Source organism: Rhodobacter capsulatus (assembly GCF_052363175.1).
Classification (GTDB): Bacteria; Pseudomonadota; Alphaproteobacteria; order Rhodobacterales; family Rhodobacteraceae; genus Rhodobacter; species Rhodobacter capsulatus_D.
The window spans coordinates 2,128,514-2,142,923 of record NZ_CP198946.1; the positions used below are offsets into that span (position 1 = coordinate 2,128,514).

Genomic DNA, 14,410 nt, shown 5'->3' on the forward strand with positions numbered 1-14,410 from the left:
GATCAAAGCTCCTTCGGGGCGACGGGCAGAGAAATGCGGAAAAGGGTGCGGCCAGGAACGCTTTCGACGCTGATCCAGCCGTTATGTTCGGAAATGATCTTCGAAACGAGGGCAAGGCCAAGGCCGGTGCCGTTCTCCCGTCCCGAAACAAAGGGTTCGAAAATCGAGCTCGCGATATCGGCGGGAATGCCCGGACCATCGTCAATCACCTCGACCTGCAGCGGCAAGCGCTGACCGCCGCCATCGGGTCGACGCAGCCGCAGCGCATAGTCATAGAACGTGCGCAAGCGGATCGTGCCGTGGCCTTTGGAGGCCTCGGAGGCGTTCTTCAGCAGGTTGAGGAACACCTGCGTCAGCTGATCGGCATCACCGAGCGTCGGCGGCAGCGAGGGGTCGTAATCCTCGACGATCAGCATATGCGACCCGAAACCGACGCCCGCAGATTTCCTTGCCCGATCAAGCACATCGTGGATGTTCACGGGTTTCATTTCGGGCGGACGCACATTGCCGAACTGCTCGACCTGTTCGAGCAGTTTCACGATGCGGCGGGTCTCATCGACGATCAGATCGGTCAGTTCGAGATCCTCGCCCGAGAGCCCCATCGACAGAAGCTGCGCCGCTCCGGCAATCCCCGCCAGCGGGTTCTTGATCTCATGCGCCAGCATCTCGGCCATGCCGATCGCCGAACGCGCCGCCGATTTCACCATGCTGGCCCGGCCGAGCCGGTCGGCGATCTCGCGCGGAGAAATCAGCAACAGCACCGTTTCCGGATCGTCGGCAATCGGCGCGGCCTGCAGGTTGCACTGCACAGGCGCGCGTTCCCCGGTCGTCAGATCCACGTCGTTGACGAACAAGGCCGAGCGGTTCTTGCGCACCCGGGCGAAAATCTCTTCAAGCGGCGCAGAAATCGCCAGCCTCTCGCCAAGCGCCTGCCCCTTCAGCGCGCGCGCCGAGAGGTTGAGGAACAATTCCGCCGCCGGATTGATCTCGATCACCCGGTCGTTGACGTCGAGCATCAGCGCAGGCAGCGGCAGCGAGTTCCAGATGATGCCGGGCGGGGGCAGGTTCATGCGGCCTCCCTGTCGGAAAAGGCGCTGCGGATCAGCGCGAGCGTGGCAGCGGGGTCGGTCGCGCGCATCATCTCGGCGCGCAGCGGCGCAGCGGCCGCATCGGCATACCAGCCCAGATGCTTGCGCGCGATGCGCAGCCCCAGATCACGGCCGTAAAAACTAAGGATACCCTCGTAATGCTCTGAAATCAGATCGGAAAAGGCGGAACCTGTGGGCAGCGTCGGCATTGCCTTGCCGAAGAGAGACGCCGCGATCTGTGCCAGGCGCCACGGCGCCCCCTGCGCACCGCGCCCCACCATGACACCCGCGGCGCCACTTTGATCCAGCGCCGCGCGCGCCGAGACCGCATCGACGATATCGCCATTCGCGACCACCGGCACCGAAACAGCCCCGCGCACGGCGGCAATCGCGCTCCAATCCGCCTCCCCGGTATAAAACTGCATCCGCGTGCGCCCGTGAATGACGATCATCTTCACCCCGGCCGCCTCGGCCCGGACGGCGATTTCCGCCGCGTTCAGCTGATCCGTGTCCCACCCAAGTCGCATCTTCAGCGTCACCGGCAGATCGACCGCGCCCACGACGGCCTCGATCAGCCGCAGCGCATGGTCGGGATTGCGCATCAGCGCCGCGCCCGACAGCCCGCCCGTCACCTTTTTCGCCGGACAGCCCATGTTGATGTCGATGATCTCGGCGCCCATGTCGGCGACGATCTTCGCCGCCTCGGCCATCGGCGCCGCCTCGCGCCCGGCCAGCTGCACCGAGGTCGGCAGCCCCGCCGTCAGCTCCGCCTGTGCCTTGGCCCGGACCGAGGGTTTGGCAGTCAGCATCTCGCCGCTCGCCACCATTTCGGACACCACCAGCCCCGCGCCGAACCGCGCCACCATGCGCCGGAACGGCAGATCGGTGATGCCCGCCATCGGCGCCAGCAGCACCGGAGGGTCGAGGCGAATGTTATCGAGGCTGATCGTCACTTGGTCTCTCATTTGCAACTGCTCAAGGAAGTAGCGTCCGATCCGAGGAATCACAATTGCGTCCGGTCATCTGACCCATCACTTGGGCGAGAAAAATCGGCATCTGCCTATAATTTGGGCAAAATGGCTGCGGCTCCGTGTGCATTGCACCCGCGCCGTGCATGTCCTAAGCCTTTGGCAAGCAAGGAGGCATCATGACGGTTGCGGTGATCATCGTCGCGGCAGGTCGCGGCACGCGGGCGGGCGAAGGTCTGCCGAAGCAATGGCGCGATCTGGCCGGACGGCCGGTTCTGGCTCAAACGGTCGAGGCTTTCGCGGGCGTCGGTCGCATTCTGGTCGTGCTGCATCCCGACGACATGGGGCTTGGCATGGACTTGCTGGGCGGCGCGGCGGTGCTGGTCGCAGGCGGCGCGACGCGGTCGGAAAGCGTGAAAAACGCGCTTGAGGCGCTCGAAGGCTCGGATGTGACGCGGGTCCTGATCCATGACGGAGCCCGACCGCTGGTTCCGGCCTCGGTGACCGCGGCGGTTCTGGCTGCGCTTGAGACGACGCCCGGCGCCGCGCCCGCGCTGCCGGTGACGGATGCGCTCTGGCGCGGCGAGAACGGCCTAGTCGCCGGCACGCAGGACCGCGACGGGCTTTACCGCGCCCAGACCCCGCAGGGCTTCCGCTTCCCCGATATACTCGAGGCGCACCGCGCCCATCCGGGCGGCGCCGCCGATGATGTCGAGGTCGCGCGTCACGCGGGGCTTTCCGTCGCGATCGTTCCGGGGCATGAAGACAATCTGAAGATCACCTATGCGCCGGACTTCGCCCGCGCCGAGGCGATATTGCGTGAAAGGAAGGGGCTGACGATGGATGTGCGACTGGGCAACGGCTATGATGTGCATGCCTTCTGCGAGGGCGATCATGTGTGGCTGTGCGGGGTGAAGGTGCCCCACACCAAGGCGCTACTCGGCCATTCCGACGCCGATGTGGGGATGCATGCGCTGACCGATGCGATCTATGGCGCGCTGGCCGAGGGCGATATCGGCCGTCACTTCCCTCCGACCGATCCGCAATGGAAAGGCGCCGCCAGCTGGATCTTCCTTGAGCATGCCGCGAAACTGGCGAAATCGAAGGGCTTCCGCATCGGCAACGCCGACGTGACGCTGATCTGCGAGCGCCCGAAGGTCGGCCCGCATGCGATAGCGATGGCTGCCGAGCTCGCCCGGATCATGGATATCGAGCCCTCGCGCGTGTCGGTGAAGGCTACGACCTCGGAGCGGCTCGGTTTCACCGGTCGCGAGGAAGGCATCGCCTCGATCGCCACCGTGACGTTGATCGGCGCGTAAGATGGCGGCCCGCTGGCTGCAAGCCATCACCACCTTCGGCTTCGTCGGCCGTCTGCGCCCGGCCCCGGGCACCTGGGGCACGGCGGCGGGGCTTGCCGTGCTGTGGGCAATCGAACGCTTCGCCGGATTCGGGCCGCTTGTGGCGACCACGGCTGTGATCACAGCAATCGGCTTCTGGGCGGTGGCGCGTGAGTTGCGCGATCGCCCGGGCGAAGACCCCTCGGAAATCGTCATCGACGAGGTGGCAGGTATCGGCGTCGCACTCATCTTCCCGGCCGCCGGGTTCTGGATGCGGGACATGTCGATGGTCTGGCCGGGGCCGCTGGCGGCCTTCCTCTTCTTCCGTCTTTTCGACATCTGGAAGCCTTGGCTTGTCGGCCGCGCCGACCGTCGCGGCGATGCCGCAGGCGTCATGCTCGATGATCTCTGGGCAGGTTTGTTCGCAGGGATCTGCACCGTGATCGCTGCCGGGATCTATCACGGCTTCATCCGATGATCGCCGTGGAAGTCCTTGATTCCGCGCGCGAAAAAGGCATTCGCATAGCGACCGCCGAAAGCTGCACGGGCGGCATGGTGGCCGTGGCCCTGACAGAGATCCCCGGCTCCTCCACTGTCTTCGAGCGTGGTTTCGTCACTTATTCCAATGCGGCCAAGGTCGAGATGCTGGGGGTGCTGCCCGCCACACTTGAAGCCTTTGGAGCGGTATCAGAACAGGTAGCGCAGGAAATGGCCGAAGGGGCGCTGGCCCATTCCTCCGCCGATCTGGCGGTTTCCATCACCGGCATTGCAGGCCCCGGCGGGTCCGAGTTCAAACCCGAGGGCCGGGTCTGCTTCGGCATCGCCCGTCGCGGCGGCGCAACCCACACCGAAACGCGGGATTTCGGCGCTCTCGGACGTTCGGCCGTGCGGGCTAAGTCCTGCGAACACGCCCTGTCGCTGCTCGCCGCCGCCCTTTCGTAATCTGCCGCAAATCCCGGCTTGGCGCAGGAATTGCGCCCAAAGCTTGAGCAGACATAATGCGCCCATGATTTAAGCGCCATTTGCGGTCACTTGCGCCTTTTCACGGCGGTTTCGGCATGTTTCGCCGCTGCCAAACCGACGAGGAGGATTCGGGATGAACGGGGCAGATACCGCCTGGGTCAGCATGGCGACAGCACTCGTGCTGTTGATGACGCTACCGGGCCTTGCGCTTTTCTATGGCGGGCTGGTGCGGGCACGCAACGTGCTGTCGATCTTCATGCAGTGCTTCGCGCTCGCCGCGGCCATGAGCATTCTGTGGTTGTTGGCGGGCTATTCCATCGCTTTTGGCGACGTCGGTGGTGTCTGGGGCGGTCTTTCAAAGGTTGGCCTGCTCGGCGTCACGGTCGACAGCCTGCACGGAACCCTGCCCGAGGTGCTTTTCTTTGCTTTCCAGATGACCTTCGCCGTGATCACACCGGCACTGATCCTCGGCGCTTTCGTCGAGCGGGTGAATTTCTGGTGGGTCTTCACCTTCTCGGCGCTCTGGATGCTGCTGGTCTACGCGCCGGTCGCGCATTGGATCTGGGGTGCGGGCTTCATGTCGGACGGTGGCCTGTTCGGGGCAAAGGGCACGCGCGATTTCGCGGGCGGCATCGTCGTTCATGAAACCGCTGCGCTGGCGGCGCTGCTGCTCGCCGTGATGATCGGGCCGCGCCGCAACCGCCACACGCCGCCGCACAACCCCGGCATGGTCGCCATCGGCGCGGGTCTGCTCTGGGTCGGCTGGTTCGGCTTCAATGGTGGATCGGAACTTGCGGCTGACGGCACCGCCGCGATGGCGATCACCGCAACGCATCTGAGCGCCGCCGCCGCCTCGCTGTCGTGGATGTTCTGGGAACGGATCAAGTTCGGGCGGGCCTCGCTCGTCGGCATCGTCACGGGCTCGATCGCGGGACTTGCCTCAGTGACCCCGGCCTCGGGCTATGTCTCGCCGCTGCAAGCGGTGATTATTGGCACGATAGCAGGCATCCTTTGCCAAGAGGCCGTGCTGCTCGTGCGCGAGCGGATGAAGCTTGACGACTCGCTCGACGTCTTTGCCGTGCATGGCGTCGGCGGGATCTTCGGCACGATCATGGTCGCCGTGTTCGGGGCGACGAGCTTCACTGCGCAACTTGGCGCCCTTCTGATCGTCGGGATTTACACCCTTGCGCTGACTTGGGTTCTGGCCCGCGCTGTCGCGATGGTCTTCCCGATGCGCGTCGACAAGGAATCCGAGACGAACGGTCTCGACATCTCGACGCACGGCGAGCGCGCCTACGACTTGAACTCCTGATCTCAAGTCCCTGTCAGAAAACAAAAAGGCCACCGAAGGGCGGCCTTTTTTTTCATGATCGCGATGTGCGGTATCTCAGCTCTGCACGCGCCCGGACCAGCCGTAAAGCGCGATGGCCCGATCCTCGAAGGCCTTCACGATCATCCGCATCGCCTGATCGAAGACGATACCAATAACCCCTTGCAGCAGCGCATTCTTGAATTCGAAATCGACGTAGAAATCGACCTCGCAGCCGCCCGGCCGATCCGAAAATTGCCACCACGAATGCATATGCTTGAACGGCCCGTCGAGGTATTGCGTGTCGACGCGGAAGTTCTCCGGGTCCAGCACCACCCGCGATCCGAAGCGCTCGCGGAAGACTTTGAACGAGATCACCAGATCCGCTTCCATCAGTTCCGTGCCCGGGCGCGGTCCCGGCTTGCGGGCACGAATGCGCGCCGCCGAGTTCCAAGGCAGGAACTCCGGATACCGTGCAACATCGGCCACAAGCGCATACATCTGCGCCGCCGAATAGGGCATGAAACGCTGTTCAGTGTGCCGCGGCATCGTGCCCGTCTCCCTTTTCCCGCGCCTCTTCTTGCGATAAAGCAACTGAATTGCAAGGGCCGAGAGGCCGCAGGAGGAACGATGTCGCAAAGCGGTTACGTAATCGACCAGATGATCTCGGCCAAAGCCATCGCGGCCCGCGTCGAGGCGCTGGGGGCCGAAATCACCGAGGCGTTCAGAGACACCGACCGTCTGGTCGTCGTGGGGCTTTTGCGCGGCTCCTTCGTCTTCATCGCCGATCTGATCCGCGAAATCGGCGTGCCCTGCGAGGTTGATTTCCTTGAGGCCTCAAGCTACGGAAATGAAACCACCTCGACGCGGGAAGTTCGCGTTCTCAAGGACTTGCGCGGCACAATTGGCGGGCGCGACGTGCTGGTTGTCGAAGATATCGTCGACACCGGCCACACGATTTCGAAAGTCATGGAGATGCTGCGGGCGCGCTCGCCGCGGCGGATCGAATGCTGCGCCATGCTCGACAAGCCCTCGCGCCGCGAAGTCGATGTGAAGGCGCGCTGGACCGGATTCCAGATCCCCGACGAATTCGTCGTCGGCTACGGTCTCGATTATGCGCAGAACCACCGCAACCTGCCGTTCATCGGCACAGTGCGTTTCACCGAACCGCAGAAGTGATCACGGCCTTCCGGGCCGGGGTCCGCCCCAGCCCGGAGCCGTCTGATTACTCGCCTTCGCCCGCCAGCAGCGGGTCCAGTTTTTCTGTGATCACATCCTCGGTCAGCGGTCCGGCAATGCGCGTCACGATCCGCCCCTCGCCATCGACGACGAAGGTTTCGGGCACCCCGGCGACGCCCCAATCCAGCCCCATCTTGTTGCCCGGATCGGCGCCGAGCTTCGTGTAGGGGCTGCCCATCTCGCCAAGGAAGGCCTGCGCCTTCTCGGGCGTGTCCTTCCAGTTCACACCCATAATCGCGATGCCATCCTGCTTCAGACCGATCAGATTCGGATGCTCGACCCGGCAGGGCGCGCACCACGAGGCCCAGAAATTCACCAGCTTCATCTTGCCGTCGCGCAGATCGGCATCGGTGAACGGCACCTCAGCCCCCAGCTGCACAAGCTGCACCGGCGGCGCCTCTTTCCCGGCGAGCGCGGTCGGCATGTCATTCGGGTCATTCTGCTGCATGGCAAAGTAGCCAGCGCCAACAAAGCCGACCATCACGATGAGCGGAAGAAACATCAAGGGTTTAGCCATCGTTCTTCATCCGTTCTTCTTGCGCCTTGAGCGCCCGTTTCACCTTCGCACCGCGGATCAGCGTCACCGCAATCAACCCCGCCAGCAGCGCCAGCGTCACCCCCCAGGAGGCAAGGATCGTGAATGCGTATTTTCCGAACTCCGGCATCATGCCATGCGCTCCCTTTGTTCCAGCGCCTTCAGACGGCGGGACCGGATCTCGGTGCGGGTGCGCAGCAACAGCAGCGTCACGAACAGCATCCCGAAGCCGCCGATCGACAGCACCAGAGGTTGCCAATAAACATCCGCGATGTGCTGTTCCTTGTCGAGACTGAGCGTCGAGCCCTGATGCAGCCCCTGGTTCCAGAAGATCGCCGCATAGCGCGACAGCACCGCGAAGACCGAGCCCACCAGACACAGCACGCCGGTCAGATCGGCGGCGGTATCGGGGGTCTCGATCGCCTCCCACAGCGCCATGTAGCCCAGATAGAAAAGGAACAGGATCAGGAACGAGGTCAGGCGCGGGTCCCACTCCCACCAGGTCCCCCACATCGGCTGCCCCCAGAACGCCCCGGTGATCAGCGCGATCAGCGTCATCACCATGCCGATCGGTGCCGCGGCCTTTGCCGCCAGTGCCGAAACATGGTGGCGCCGGATCAGCCAGATCAGCGAGGCGACAAGCATCATCACCCAGATGTTGATCGCCAGCGTCGCGGCCGGGACGTGAACGTAGATCACCTTCACCGTCGCGCCGAACTCGGCCGCGACCGGGGTGAAGAAGAAGCCCCAGACAAGCCCCGGCACCAAGGTCAGAACCGTCGCCCCCACGACCCAAGGCAAAAGCCAGCCCGAGGTCTGCATGAATTTGACCGGGTTTGCATATTCCCAGATCGACATGGGCTTTCGTCCTCCCTCTCGTGTCCCGTCGGACATGTCACGCTTTGCCACGGCCCGGATTGACACGCATCAAGCCGCAGCCCGTCTCACCGCAAATTGACGCGAATGGCCGCCGCCGAGGCAAAGGGCACCAGCGCCACGGTGGCGGCGGTGATCCCCGCGAGCATCGTCAGCGGCACCTCGATCGCCATCCCCTCGGCGCCGCGCCGTACCAGTTCGGCGCCGAAAATCAACGTCGGCACATAAAGCGGCAGCACCAGCAGCGAAAGCAGCAAGCCGCCCCGCTTCAACCCGACCGTCAGCGCGGCCCCGAAGGTGCCCAGAACCGAGAGCGCCGGCGTGCCCAGAAGCAGCGAGACGTCAAGCCAGAGATAGGCCGGGGTCGGCAGATGCAGCAGCACGGCGAACAGCGGCGCCGCCAGCACCAGCGGCAGGCCGGTGGTGATCCAATGCGCAAGGGCCTTGATCGTCACCACGGCTTCCAGTGGGATCGGGGCGGTCGCCAGAAGATCGAGCGAGCCATCCTCGAAATCGAGCGCGAAGATCCGGTCGAGCGACAGCAGGCAAGCGAGCAGCGCCCCGAGCCAGAGGATGCCGGAGGCGATGCGGGCAAGGATTTCCCCCTGCGGGCCGACGCCGAACGGCACCAGCGTCACCACGATCAGGAAAAACGCCAGACCCAGCCCAAAGCCGCCGCCAGCGCGGATCGCCAATCGCAAATCCCGGGCAAGAAGCGCAATCACAGGAAGGCTCCGTCGAAATCATGATCAAAGGCGCCGCGAGGACCGCCCGCCTCGGGCGGACGCGCCTTGAACGCGCCAAGGTCGAGCACCTCGGCCTCGGCAAGGCCCAGATCGATATGCGTCGCCATCAGCGCCGCGCCGCCGGTGGCCAGATGCGCCCGCACGGCCTCGGCAAAGAGCGCAACCGAGGCTGCGTCAAGCGAGACCGTCGGCTCGTCCAGCACCCAGACCGGACGCCCGGTGACCAGCAACCGCGCCAGACCCAGCCGCCGCTTTTGCCCGGCCGAAAGGTTCATCGCCGCGCGGTGTTCAAGCGCACGCAGGTTCATCCGCTCGAGCGCGCTCTCGACCGTGTCGGTCGCATAGATCGCCGCCCAGAATTGCAGGTTCTCGCGCACCGAAAGTGTCGCCTTCAGCCCATCGGCATGGGCCGCATAGGCCATCGTTTCGGGCGGCATCGAAATTCGCCCGGCCAGCGCCGGTTGCAAACCGGCAAGCGTGCGCAACAGTGTCGTCTTGCCGATCCCGTTCGGCCCGCGCAGCACCAGCGCATGGCCCGCCGCCAGCGAAAAGCTCACCCGCTCCAGCACGGCAAGACCGCCGCGGCTGACGGTGAGATTTTCGACGGCAAGCAGCGTCATGCCGTCGGGACCTCGCCCGGCATCGGCAGAAGGGCCGCGGCAACGCGGCGGCCCTCGGACAGAAGCACATTGTAATGGCGCGCGGCCGCGGGCGTCGACATCGGCTCCGCCATTACCCCAAGCGCTTCAAGGTCAACCTGCAAGCCCTTGGGAAGATGGGCGATATCCGCGCCCATTCCGCACAGCAGAAGATCCACCTGCCCGGCAAGCGCGCGCAGCGCCGCAAGATCGTCGAAGCCGGTCCAGACCGCGGCAGCCTCGGCGCGGATCAGCAGACCGCCCCGATGCACCGCCCCGGCGACGCGAAAGAAGCCTGGGCCGTAGCCGTCGATCGGCAGCGCCGATCCGTAGCCCGCCTCACGGCTTTGCATCTTGCGCCCCGTTCGAGAAGAACTTGTCCGACGGGTCTTTCTTTTGCTTGTTGCGATCCAGCCCGATGAACAGAACGATGTTCTTCGCGACATAGACCGAGGAATAGGTGCCGGTGAACACGCCCCAGACCATCGCGAAGACGAAGCCGCGGATCACGTCGCCGCCCCAGATCAGCATCGGCACCAGCGCCAGCAGCGTCGTCATGCCGGTCATCACGGTGCGCGAGAGCGTCTCGTTGACCGAGAGGTTCATCACGTCGCGCAGCGGCATCGTCTTGTATTTCACAAGGTTTTCGCGCAGCCGGTCGAACACGACGACGGTGTCGTTGATCGAGTAGCCGGTTATCGTCAGCAGCGCCGCCACCGTCGTCAGGTCGAACTTCAGCTGCAGCACCGCAAAAAGCCCGACCGTCAACAGCACGTCGTGGACCAGCGCCACCACGGCCCCAAGCGCGAATTGCCACTCGAACCGGATCCAGATGTAGAACATGATCGCGACGGTCGCAGCCAGAAGCGACCAGATCGCGGTCCAGACCAGCTCCCCCGAGACCTTCGGGCCCACCGATTCAAACGAGGTGATCTTCAGCTGCGGATCGACGGCGGTCAGCGCGGTCTCGATCTTGTTGACCAGCTCCTGCCCCTGCGCGCCCTGCCCCTGGGCGCCCTGCGTCGGCGCCCCCTCGGCGTCGTCCTGCAACTGGATGCGGATCATCGCCACATGCTGATCGGCCCGGAAGCTCGGATCGCGCACCTCCGAAATGATCACGTCGCCCAGCTTCAGCGGTTCAAGCGCAGAACGATATTCCCCGACGTCGATTGCAGTCGTGGATTCAGTACGGATCGTTGTGCCGCCCTTGAAGTCGATGCCGAAGTTCAACCCGATGATGAAGGGCAGCACCACCGAGGCGATCATCAGAACGACAGCCGCGCCAAAGGTGGCGAACTGCCAGCGGAAGAAGTCGATATTGGTCTTTTCAGGAACCAGTTTCAGACGGAAAGCCATGGGTTCCTCCTCAGATGACAATGGTCTTGGGACGACGCCAGCCATACCAGACGACGATCATCAGCCGCACCACCCAGATCGCGGTGAAGATCGAGGCGGTAATGCCGATCAGCGTGGTCACGGCAAAGCCGCGGACCGGCCCCGCGCCCAGAACGAACAGGATCGCCGAGGACAGGAACGAGGTCACGTTCGCATCGATGATCGCCGACATCGCCTTGTCGAAGCCCAGCTCGATGGCGCGAACAGGGGATTTGCCTGCCCGGATTTCCTCTCGCATGCGCTCGTAGATCAGCACGTTGGCATCGACCGAGGTGCCGATGGTCAACACGATCCCGGCAATCCCGGGCAAGGTCATCGTGCCGCCGATCGCGCCCATGACGGCGAAGATGAAGGCGATGTTGATGAAGAGCGCCACCGCCGAGAAGAAGCCAAACAGCCCATAGGAGGCGATCATGTAGATCACCACAGCGGCGAACCCGATGAGCGATGCGATCATCCCGGCCTTGACGCTGTCCGCGCCCAGTTCAGGCCCGATCGTGCGTTCTTCAAGGAAGGTCATGCCTGCAGGCAGTGCCCCCGCCCGCAAGAGCAGCGCCAGATCGGTCGCTTCCTGCACCGAGAACCGGCCGGTGATGATGCCCGAGCCGCCCGCGATATGCGCGCGGATCGAGGGCGCCGAGATCACCTTGTTGTCGAGCACGATGGCAAAGGGCTCGCCGATGTGATCGGCAGTGTAATCGCCAAAGGCGCGCGCGCCGCTCACATTGAAGCGGAACGACACGGCCGGAGCGCCATTGTCATCCGTCGCCGGACGCGCATCGGTCAGATCATCGCCGGTGACGACGGGAACCTCGTCAAGGACATAATAAAGCCCCTTGCGCTCGGCATCGGGCAGCAGAACGTTGCCTGAGGCGACCGGGGAATTCGGGTTCGAGGTCGTGCCCACGACCGGGTTGAAGGTCAGCTTGGCGGTGGTGCCGATCAGATCCTTCAGTTCCTGCGCCGAGCCGATACCGGGCACTTCAATCAGGATGCGGTCGGTACCCTGCCGCATGATCGTCGGTTCGCGCGTGCCTGCCGCGTCGACGCGACGACGCACGATTTCCAGCGACTGCTGCATGGTGCGATCATCGGTGGCGGTCTTTTCCGCCTCCGACAGCCGGAAGACCAGCGTATCGCCCTCGGCCGTCACCTCGTAGTCGGACTGGCCGACACCCGTCAGGCTGACGACAGGGCGGGTCAGGGTCCGCGCGATCTCGACCGCTTTCGCGATCTGATCCTTTTGGCCGATCTGGATGCGCAGCTCACCCTCGGGTGAGGGCACACGCCGAATCGAGCCGATAGTGGCGCGTTCAGCCGCCAGAAGCTTGCGCGCCTCGGGCCAAAGCGAATCCATCCGGGCCTTGTAGACCTCGTTCAGATGCACCTCGGCCAGAAGATGGGCGCCACCGCGCAGGTCGAGCCCGAGATTGACCAGCGCCGAAGGCGCCCAATCGGGCCAAGCGGCTTTCGCCGCCTCCTGCGTTTCGGTCAGGGCTCCGTTTTTCTCGAAGGCCGTGATGGCGTCATTGTGCCCTTCGACGCGGGCATAAAAGAGGTTGGGCGCCGCCGTGATCAATGCCGCAAGGCACAGACCCAGAATGACGAGACGCTTCCAAAGCGAGATCTGCAGCATGGCGGCGCGGCCCCGATGTCAGGTCAGTTGTTCGCGGCCGGTTCGGTCTTCGACAGAACCTGAACCACGGCGCTGCGGATCATCCGCACCTTCATGTCCTTGGCGATCTCGACTTCGACTTCGCCATCTTCGCGCAGATGCACGATCTTGCCGATGATCCCCGCCTGCGTCAGCACCATGTCACCGCGGCGCAGCGCATCGACCATCGCCTTGTGTTCCTTGGCCTTCTTCTGCTGCGGACGGATCAGCAGGAAATACATGATCACGAAGATCAGGATCAGCGGCACGAACTGGCCGAAGGCGGCGATGCCACCGGCGGCGGCAGAGGCATCCTGAGCATAGGCGGGAGTGACGAACATGGCATGGTCCTTTCGTTAGGGCCGTGGGGGCAAAGCCCCGGTTTTCGGCGCGCACCCTAGCCGCGCCCCCCCGCAATGGCAAGCGGGCGGGCGCTCACGTGGGTGTCAGAGAGCGGGCGCTGCCTCTGGCTTCAGCGCGCGGGAAGCGCGCGCTCGACCAGCCGGGCGAAGAAGCTGGCGCCGATCGGCGCCGCCTCATCGTTGAAATCAAAGGCGGGATGGTGCAGCCCGGCCCCCGGCCCGGTGCCAAGGAAGAGATAGGCCCCCGGGCGCGCCTCGAGCATATAGGAGAAATCCTCGGCGCCCATTTCGCGCCCGGCATCGTCCTTCACCGCCTCGGGGCCGGAGACCTCGCGCGCCACTTCGGCAGCGAAACGGGCCTTGTCGCCATCGTTGATGGTGGGCGGATAGCCCTTGTCGTAGCGGATCTCGACGGAGACCCCAAAGGCCGCGGCCGTGCCTTCGACGATCTCGTGGAAGCGGCGCTCGACCATCGCGCGCACTTCGGGGGTGAAAGAGCGGATCGTGGCGCAAAACCAGCCGGTTTCGGGGATGATGTTGTTCGCCGTGCCGACATGGATCTGCGTCACCGAAACGACGAGTTCGTCCATCGCGAAGAGGTTGCGGCTAACGATCGTCTGGAGCGATCCGACCATCGCCGTGATCGCCGGGATCGGGTCGATACACTCATGCGGCGTCGCGCCATGCCCGCCGCGGCCGGTGACGGTGACCCAGGCGGTATCGACCGCCGCCATCAGCGCGCCCTGCGTGGTGTGGAAATGGCCAAAGGGCAGGTTCGGCGCATTATGGATGCCGTAAACCTCGGTGATGGCGAAGCGCTCCATCACGCCCTCTTTCACCATGACCTCGCCGCCGCCGCCGTCTTCCTCGGCGGGCTGGAAGAGCAGCGCCACCGTCCCGGCAAAATTCCGCGTCTCGGACAGATACTTGGCCGCGCCAAGCAGCATCGCCGTATGGCCATCATGGCCGCAGGCATGCATCTTGCCCTCGTGCTCCGAGGCGTAATCCACCCCGGTGATCTCGTCGATCGGCAGCGCATCCATATCGGCGCGCAGCCCGATTGTGGGCCCGTCCTGCCGCCCCTTGATCAGCGCCACGATGCCCGAGGTCGCGATGCCTTCGTGGATCTCGTCCACGCCGATCTCGCGCAGCCGCTCAGCCACGAAAGCCGCGGTCTTCGGCAGTTTAAATTCCAGTTCGGGGTGACGGTGCAGCCATTGCCGCCACTCCTTCATCTCGGGGGCAAGGGCGGCAATGCGGTTGATCACGGGCATGGTGGACTCTGGGTTTTGGAAAGCGA

At 64.4% G+C, this 14,410-nt stretch carries 18 protein-coding genes; 5 read left to right on the forward strand and 13 right to left on the reverse strand.

Annotated features, from left to right (window positions below; genetic code table 11):
* Window positions 1-2: 2 nt before the first annotated feature.
* Both ACTTAI_RS11360 and dusB read right to left on the reverse strand, forming a co-directional pair.
* Window positions 3-1,070: a two-component system sensor histidine kinase NtrB gene (locus ACTTAI_RS11360; protein WP_444451675.1), complete on the reverse strand. Its 1,068-nt coding sequence runs from the start codon at window positions 1,068-1,070 to the stop codon at window positions 3-5.
* Window positions 1,067-2,053 (reverse strand): tRNA dihydrouridine synthase DusB, encoded by a 987-nt coding sequence (gene dusB / locus ACTTAI_RS11365; protein WP_444451676.1) that lies wholly within the window; start codon window positions 2,051-2,053, stop codon window positions 1,067-1,069. Before dusB ends, ACTTAI_RS11360 begins: the two co-directional genes overlap by 4 nt.
* A 182-nt stretch (window positions 2,054-2,235) precedes the next feature.
* Between dusB and ACTTAI_RS11370 the strand changes: the two genes are divergently transcribed.
* The 4 genes from ACTTAI_RS11370 (at window position 2,236) to ACTTAI_RS11385 (ending at window position 5,668) form a co-directional block, all read left to right on the forward strand.
* Window positions 2,236-3,375 carry a bifunctional 2-C-methyl-D-erythritol 4-phosphate cytidylyltransferase/2-C-methyl-D-erythritol 2,4-cyclodiphosphate synthase gene (locus tag ACTTAI_RS11370; RefSeq protein ID WP_444451677.1) on the forward strand — a complete coding sequence of 380 codons (1,140 nt, stop codon included), beginning with the start codon at window positions 2,236-2,238 and terminating at the stop codon, window positions 3,373-3,375.
* 1 nt (window position 3,376) lies between these two features.
* Entirely contained in the window at window positions 3,377-3,871 is a 495-nt protein-coding gene (locus ACTTAI_RS11375; RefSeq protein WP_444451678.1) for a phosphatidylglycerophosphatase A family protein, read from the forward strand.
* Complete coding sequence (locus ACTTAI_RS11380; RefSeq protein WP_444451679.1) at window positions 3,868-4,335, forward strand: CinA family protein; 468 nt, start codon at window positions 3,868-3,870, stop codon at window positions 4,333-4,335. Before ACTTAI_RS11375 ends, ACTTAI_RS11380 begins: the two co-directional genes overlap by 4 nt.
* 154 nt (window positions 4,336-4,489) lie before the next feature.
* Window positions 4,490-5,668, forward strand: coding sequence for an ammonium transporter (locus ACTTAI_RS11385; RefSeq protein WP_444451680.1), 1,179 nt, complete (start codon window positions 4,490-4,492; stop codon window positions 5,666-5,668).
* A 75-nt stretch (window positions 5,669-5,743) separates the two neighbouring features.
* Here the strand turns inward: ACTTAI_RS11385 and ACTTAI_RS11390 are convergent, their stop codons facing one another.
* Window positions 5,744-6,214: a type II toxin-antitoxin system RatA family toxin gene (locus ACTTAI_RS11390; protein WP_110804105.1), complete on the reverse strand. Its 471-nt coding sequence runs from the start codon at window positions 6,212-6,214 to the stop codon at window positions 5,744-5,746.
* Window positions 6,215-6,295: 81 nt separating this feature from the next.
* Between ACTTAI_RS11390 and hpt the strand changes: the two genes are divergently transcribed.
* Window positions 6,296-6,844 (forward strand): hypoxanthine phosphoribosyltransferase, encoded by a 549-nt coding sequence (gene hpt / locus ACTTAI_RS11395; protein ID WP_110804106.1) that lies wholly within the window; start codon window positions 6,296-6,298, stop codon window positions 6,842-6,844.
* A gap of 46 nt (window positions 6,845-6,890) precedes the next feature.
* Here hpt and ACTTAI_RS11400 read toward each other — a convergent pair whose 3' ends face one another.
* The 10 genes from ACTTAI_RS11400 to ACTTAI_RS11445 all read right to left on the reverse strand — a co-directional run bounded on the left by ACTTAI_RS11400 (window position 6,891) and on the right by ACTTAI_RS11445 (window position 14,384).
* Window positions 6,891-7,421, reverse strand: coding sequence for a DsbE family thiol:disulfide interchange protein (locus ACTTAI_RS11400; RefSeq protein WP_444451681.1), 531 nt, complete (start codon window positions 7,419-7,421; stop codon window positions 6,891-6,893).
* On the reverse strand, window positions 7,414-7,572 hold the full coding sequence (gene ccmD, locus ACTTAI_RS11405; RefSeq protein ID WP_444451682.1) for a heme exporter protein CcmD: 159 nt from the start codon (window positions 7,570-7,572) through the stop codon (window positions 7,414-7,416). Before ccmD ends, ACTTAI_RS11400 begins: the two co-directional genes overlap by 8 nt.
* A complete protein-coding gene (locus ACTTAI_RS11410; protein WP_444451683.1) occupies window positions 7,569-8,297 on the reverse strand; it encodes a heme ABC transporter permease in 729 nt (242 codons plus the stop codon). The genes ccmD and ACTTAI_RS11410 overlap by 4 nt, the downstream gene beginning before the upstream one ends.
* A gap of 86 nt (window positions 8,298-8,383) precedes the next feature.
* Window positions 8,384-9,040 carry a heme exporter protein CcmB gene (gene ccmB, locus ACTTAI_RS11415; RefSeq protein WP_444451684.1) on the reverse strand — a complete coding sequence of 219 codons (657 nt, stop codon included), beginning with the start codon at window positions 9,038-9,040 and terminating at the stop codon, window positions 8,384-8,386.
* Window positions 9,037-9,681, reverse strand: coding sequence for a heme ABC exporter ATP-binding protein CcmA (gene ccmA, locus ACTTAI_RS11420; RefSeq protein WP_444451685.1), 645 nt, complete (start codon window positions 9,679-9,681; stop codon window positions 9,037-9,039). Before ccmA ends, ccmB begins: the two co-directional genes overlap by 4 nt.
* Complete coding sequence (locus tag ACTTAI_RS11425; RefSeq protein ID WP_444451686.1) at window positions 9,678-10,052, reverse strand: Mth938-like domain-containing protein; 375 nt, start codon at window positions 10,050-10,052, stop codon at window positions 9,678-9,680. The genes ccmA and ACTTAI_RS11425 overlap by 4 nt, the downstream gene beginning before the upstream one ends.
* Entirely contained in the window at window positions 10,039-11,055 is a 1,017-nt protein-coding gene (gene secF / locus ACTTAI_RS11430; RefSeq protein WP_444451687.1) for a protein translocase subunit SecF, read from the reverse strand. Before secF ends, ACTTAI_RS11425 begins: the two co-directional genes overlap by 14 nt.
* Before the next feature lie 10 nt (window positions 11,056-11,065).
* Complete coding sequence (secD, locus tag ACTTAI_RS11435) at window positions 11,066-12,730, reverse strand: protein translocase subunit SecD (RefSeq protein WP_444451688.1); 1,665 nt, start codon at window positions 12,728-12,730, stop codon at window positions 11,066-11,068.
* A gap of 23 nt (window positions 12,731-12,753) precedes the next feature.
* Window positions 12,754-13,089: a preprotein translocase subunit YajC gene (gene yajC, locus ACTTAI_RS11440; RefSeq protein ID WP_444451689.1), complete on the reverse strand. Its 336-nt coding sequence runs from the start codon at window positions 13,087-13,089 to the stop codon at window positions 12,754-12,756.
* A gap of 131 nt (window positions 13,090-13,220) precedes the next feature.
* Entirely contained in the window at window positions 13,221-14,384 is a 1,164-nt protein-coding gene (locus ACTTAI_RS11445; protein WP_444451690.1) for a M20 aminoacylase family protein, read from the reverse strand.
* Window positions 14,385-14,410 lie beyond the last annotated feature (26 nt).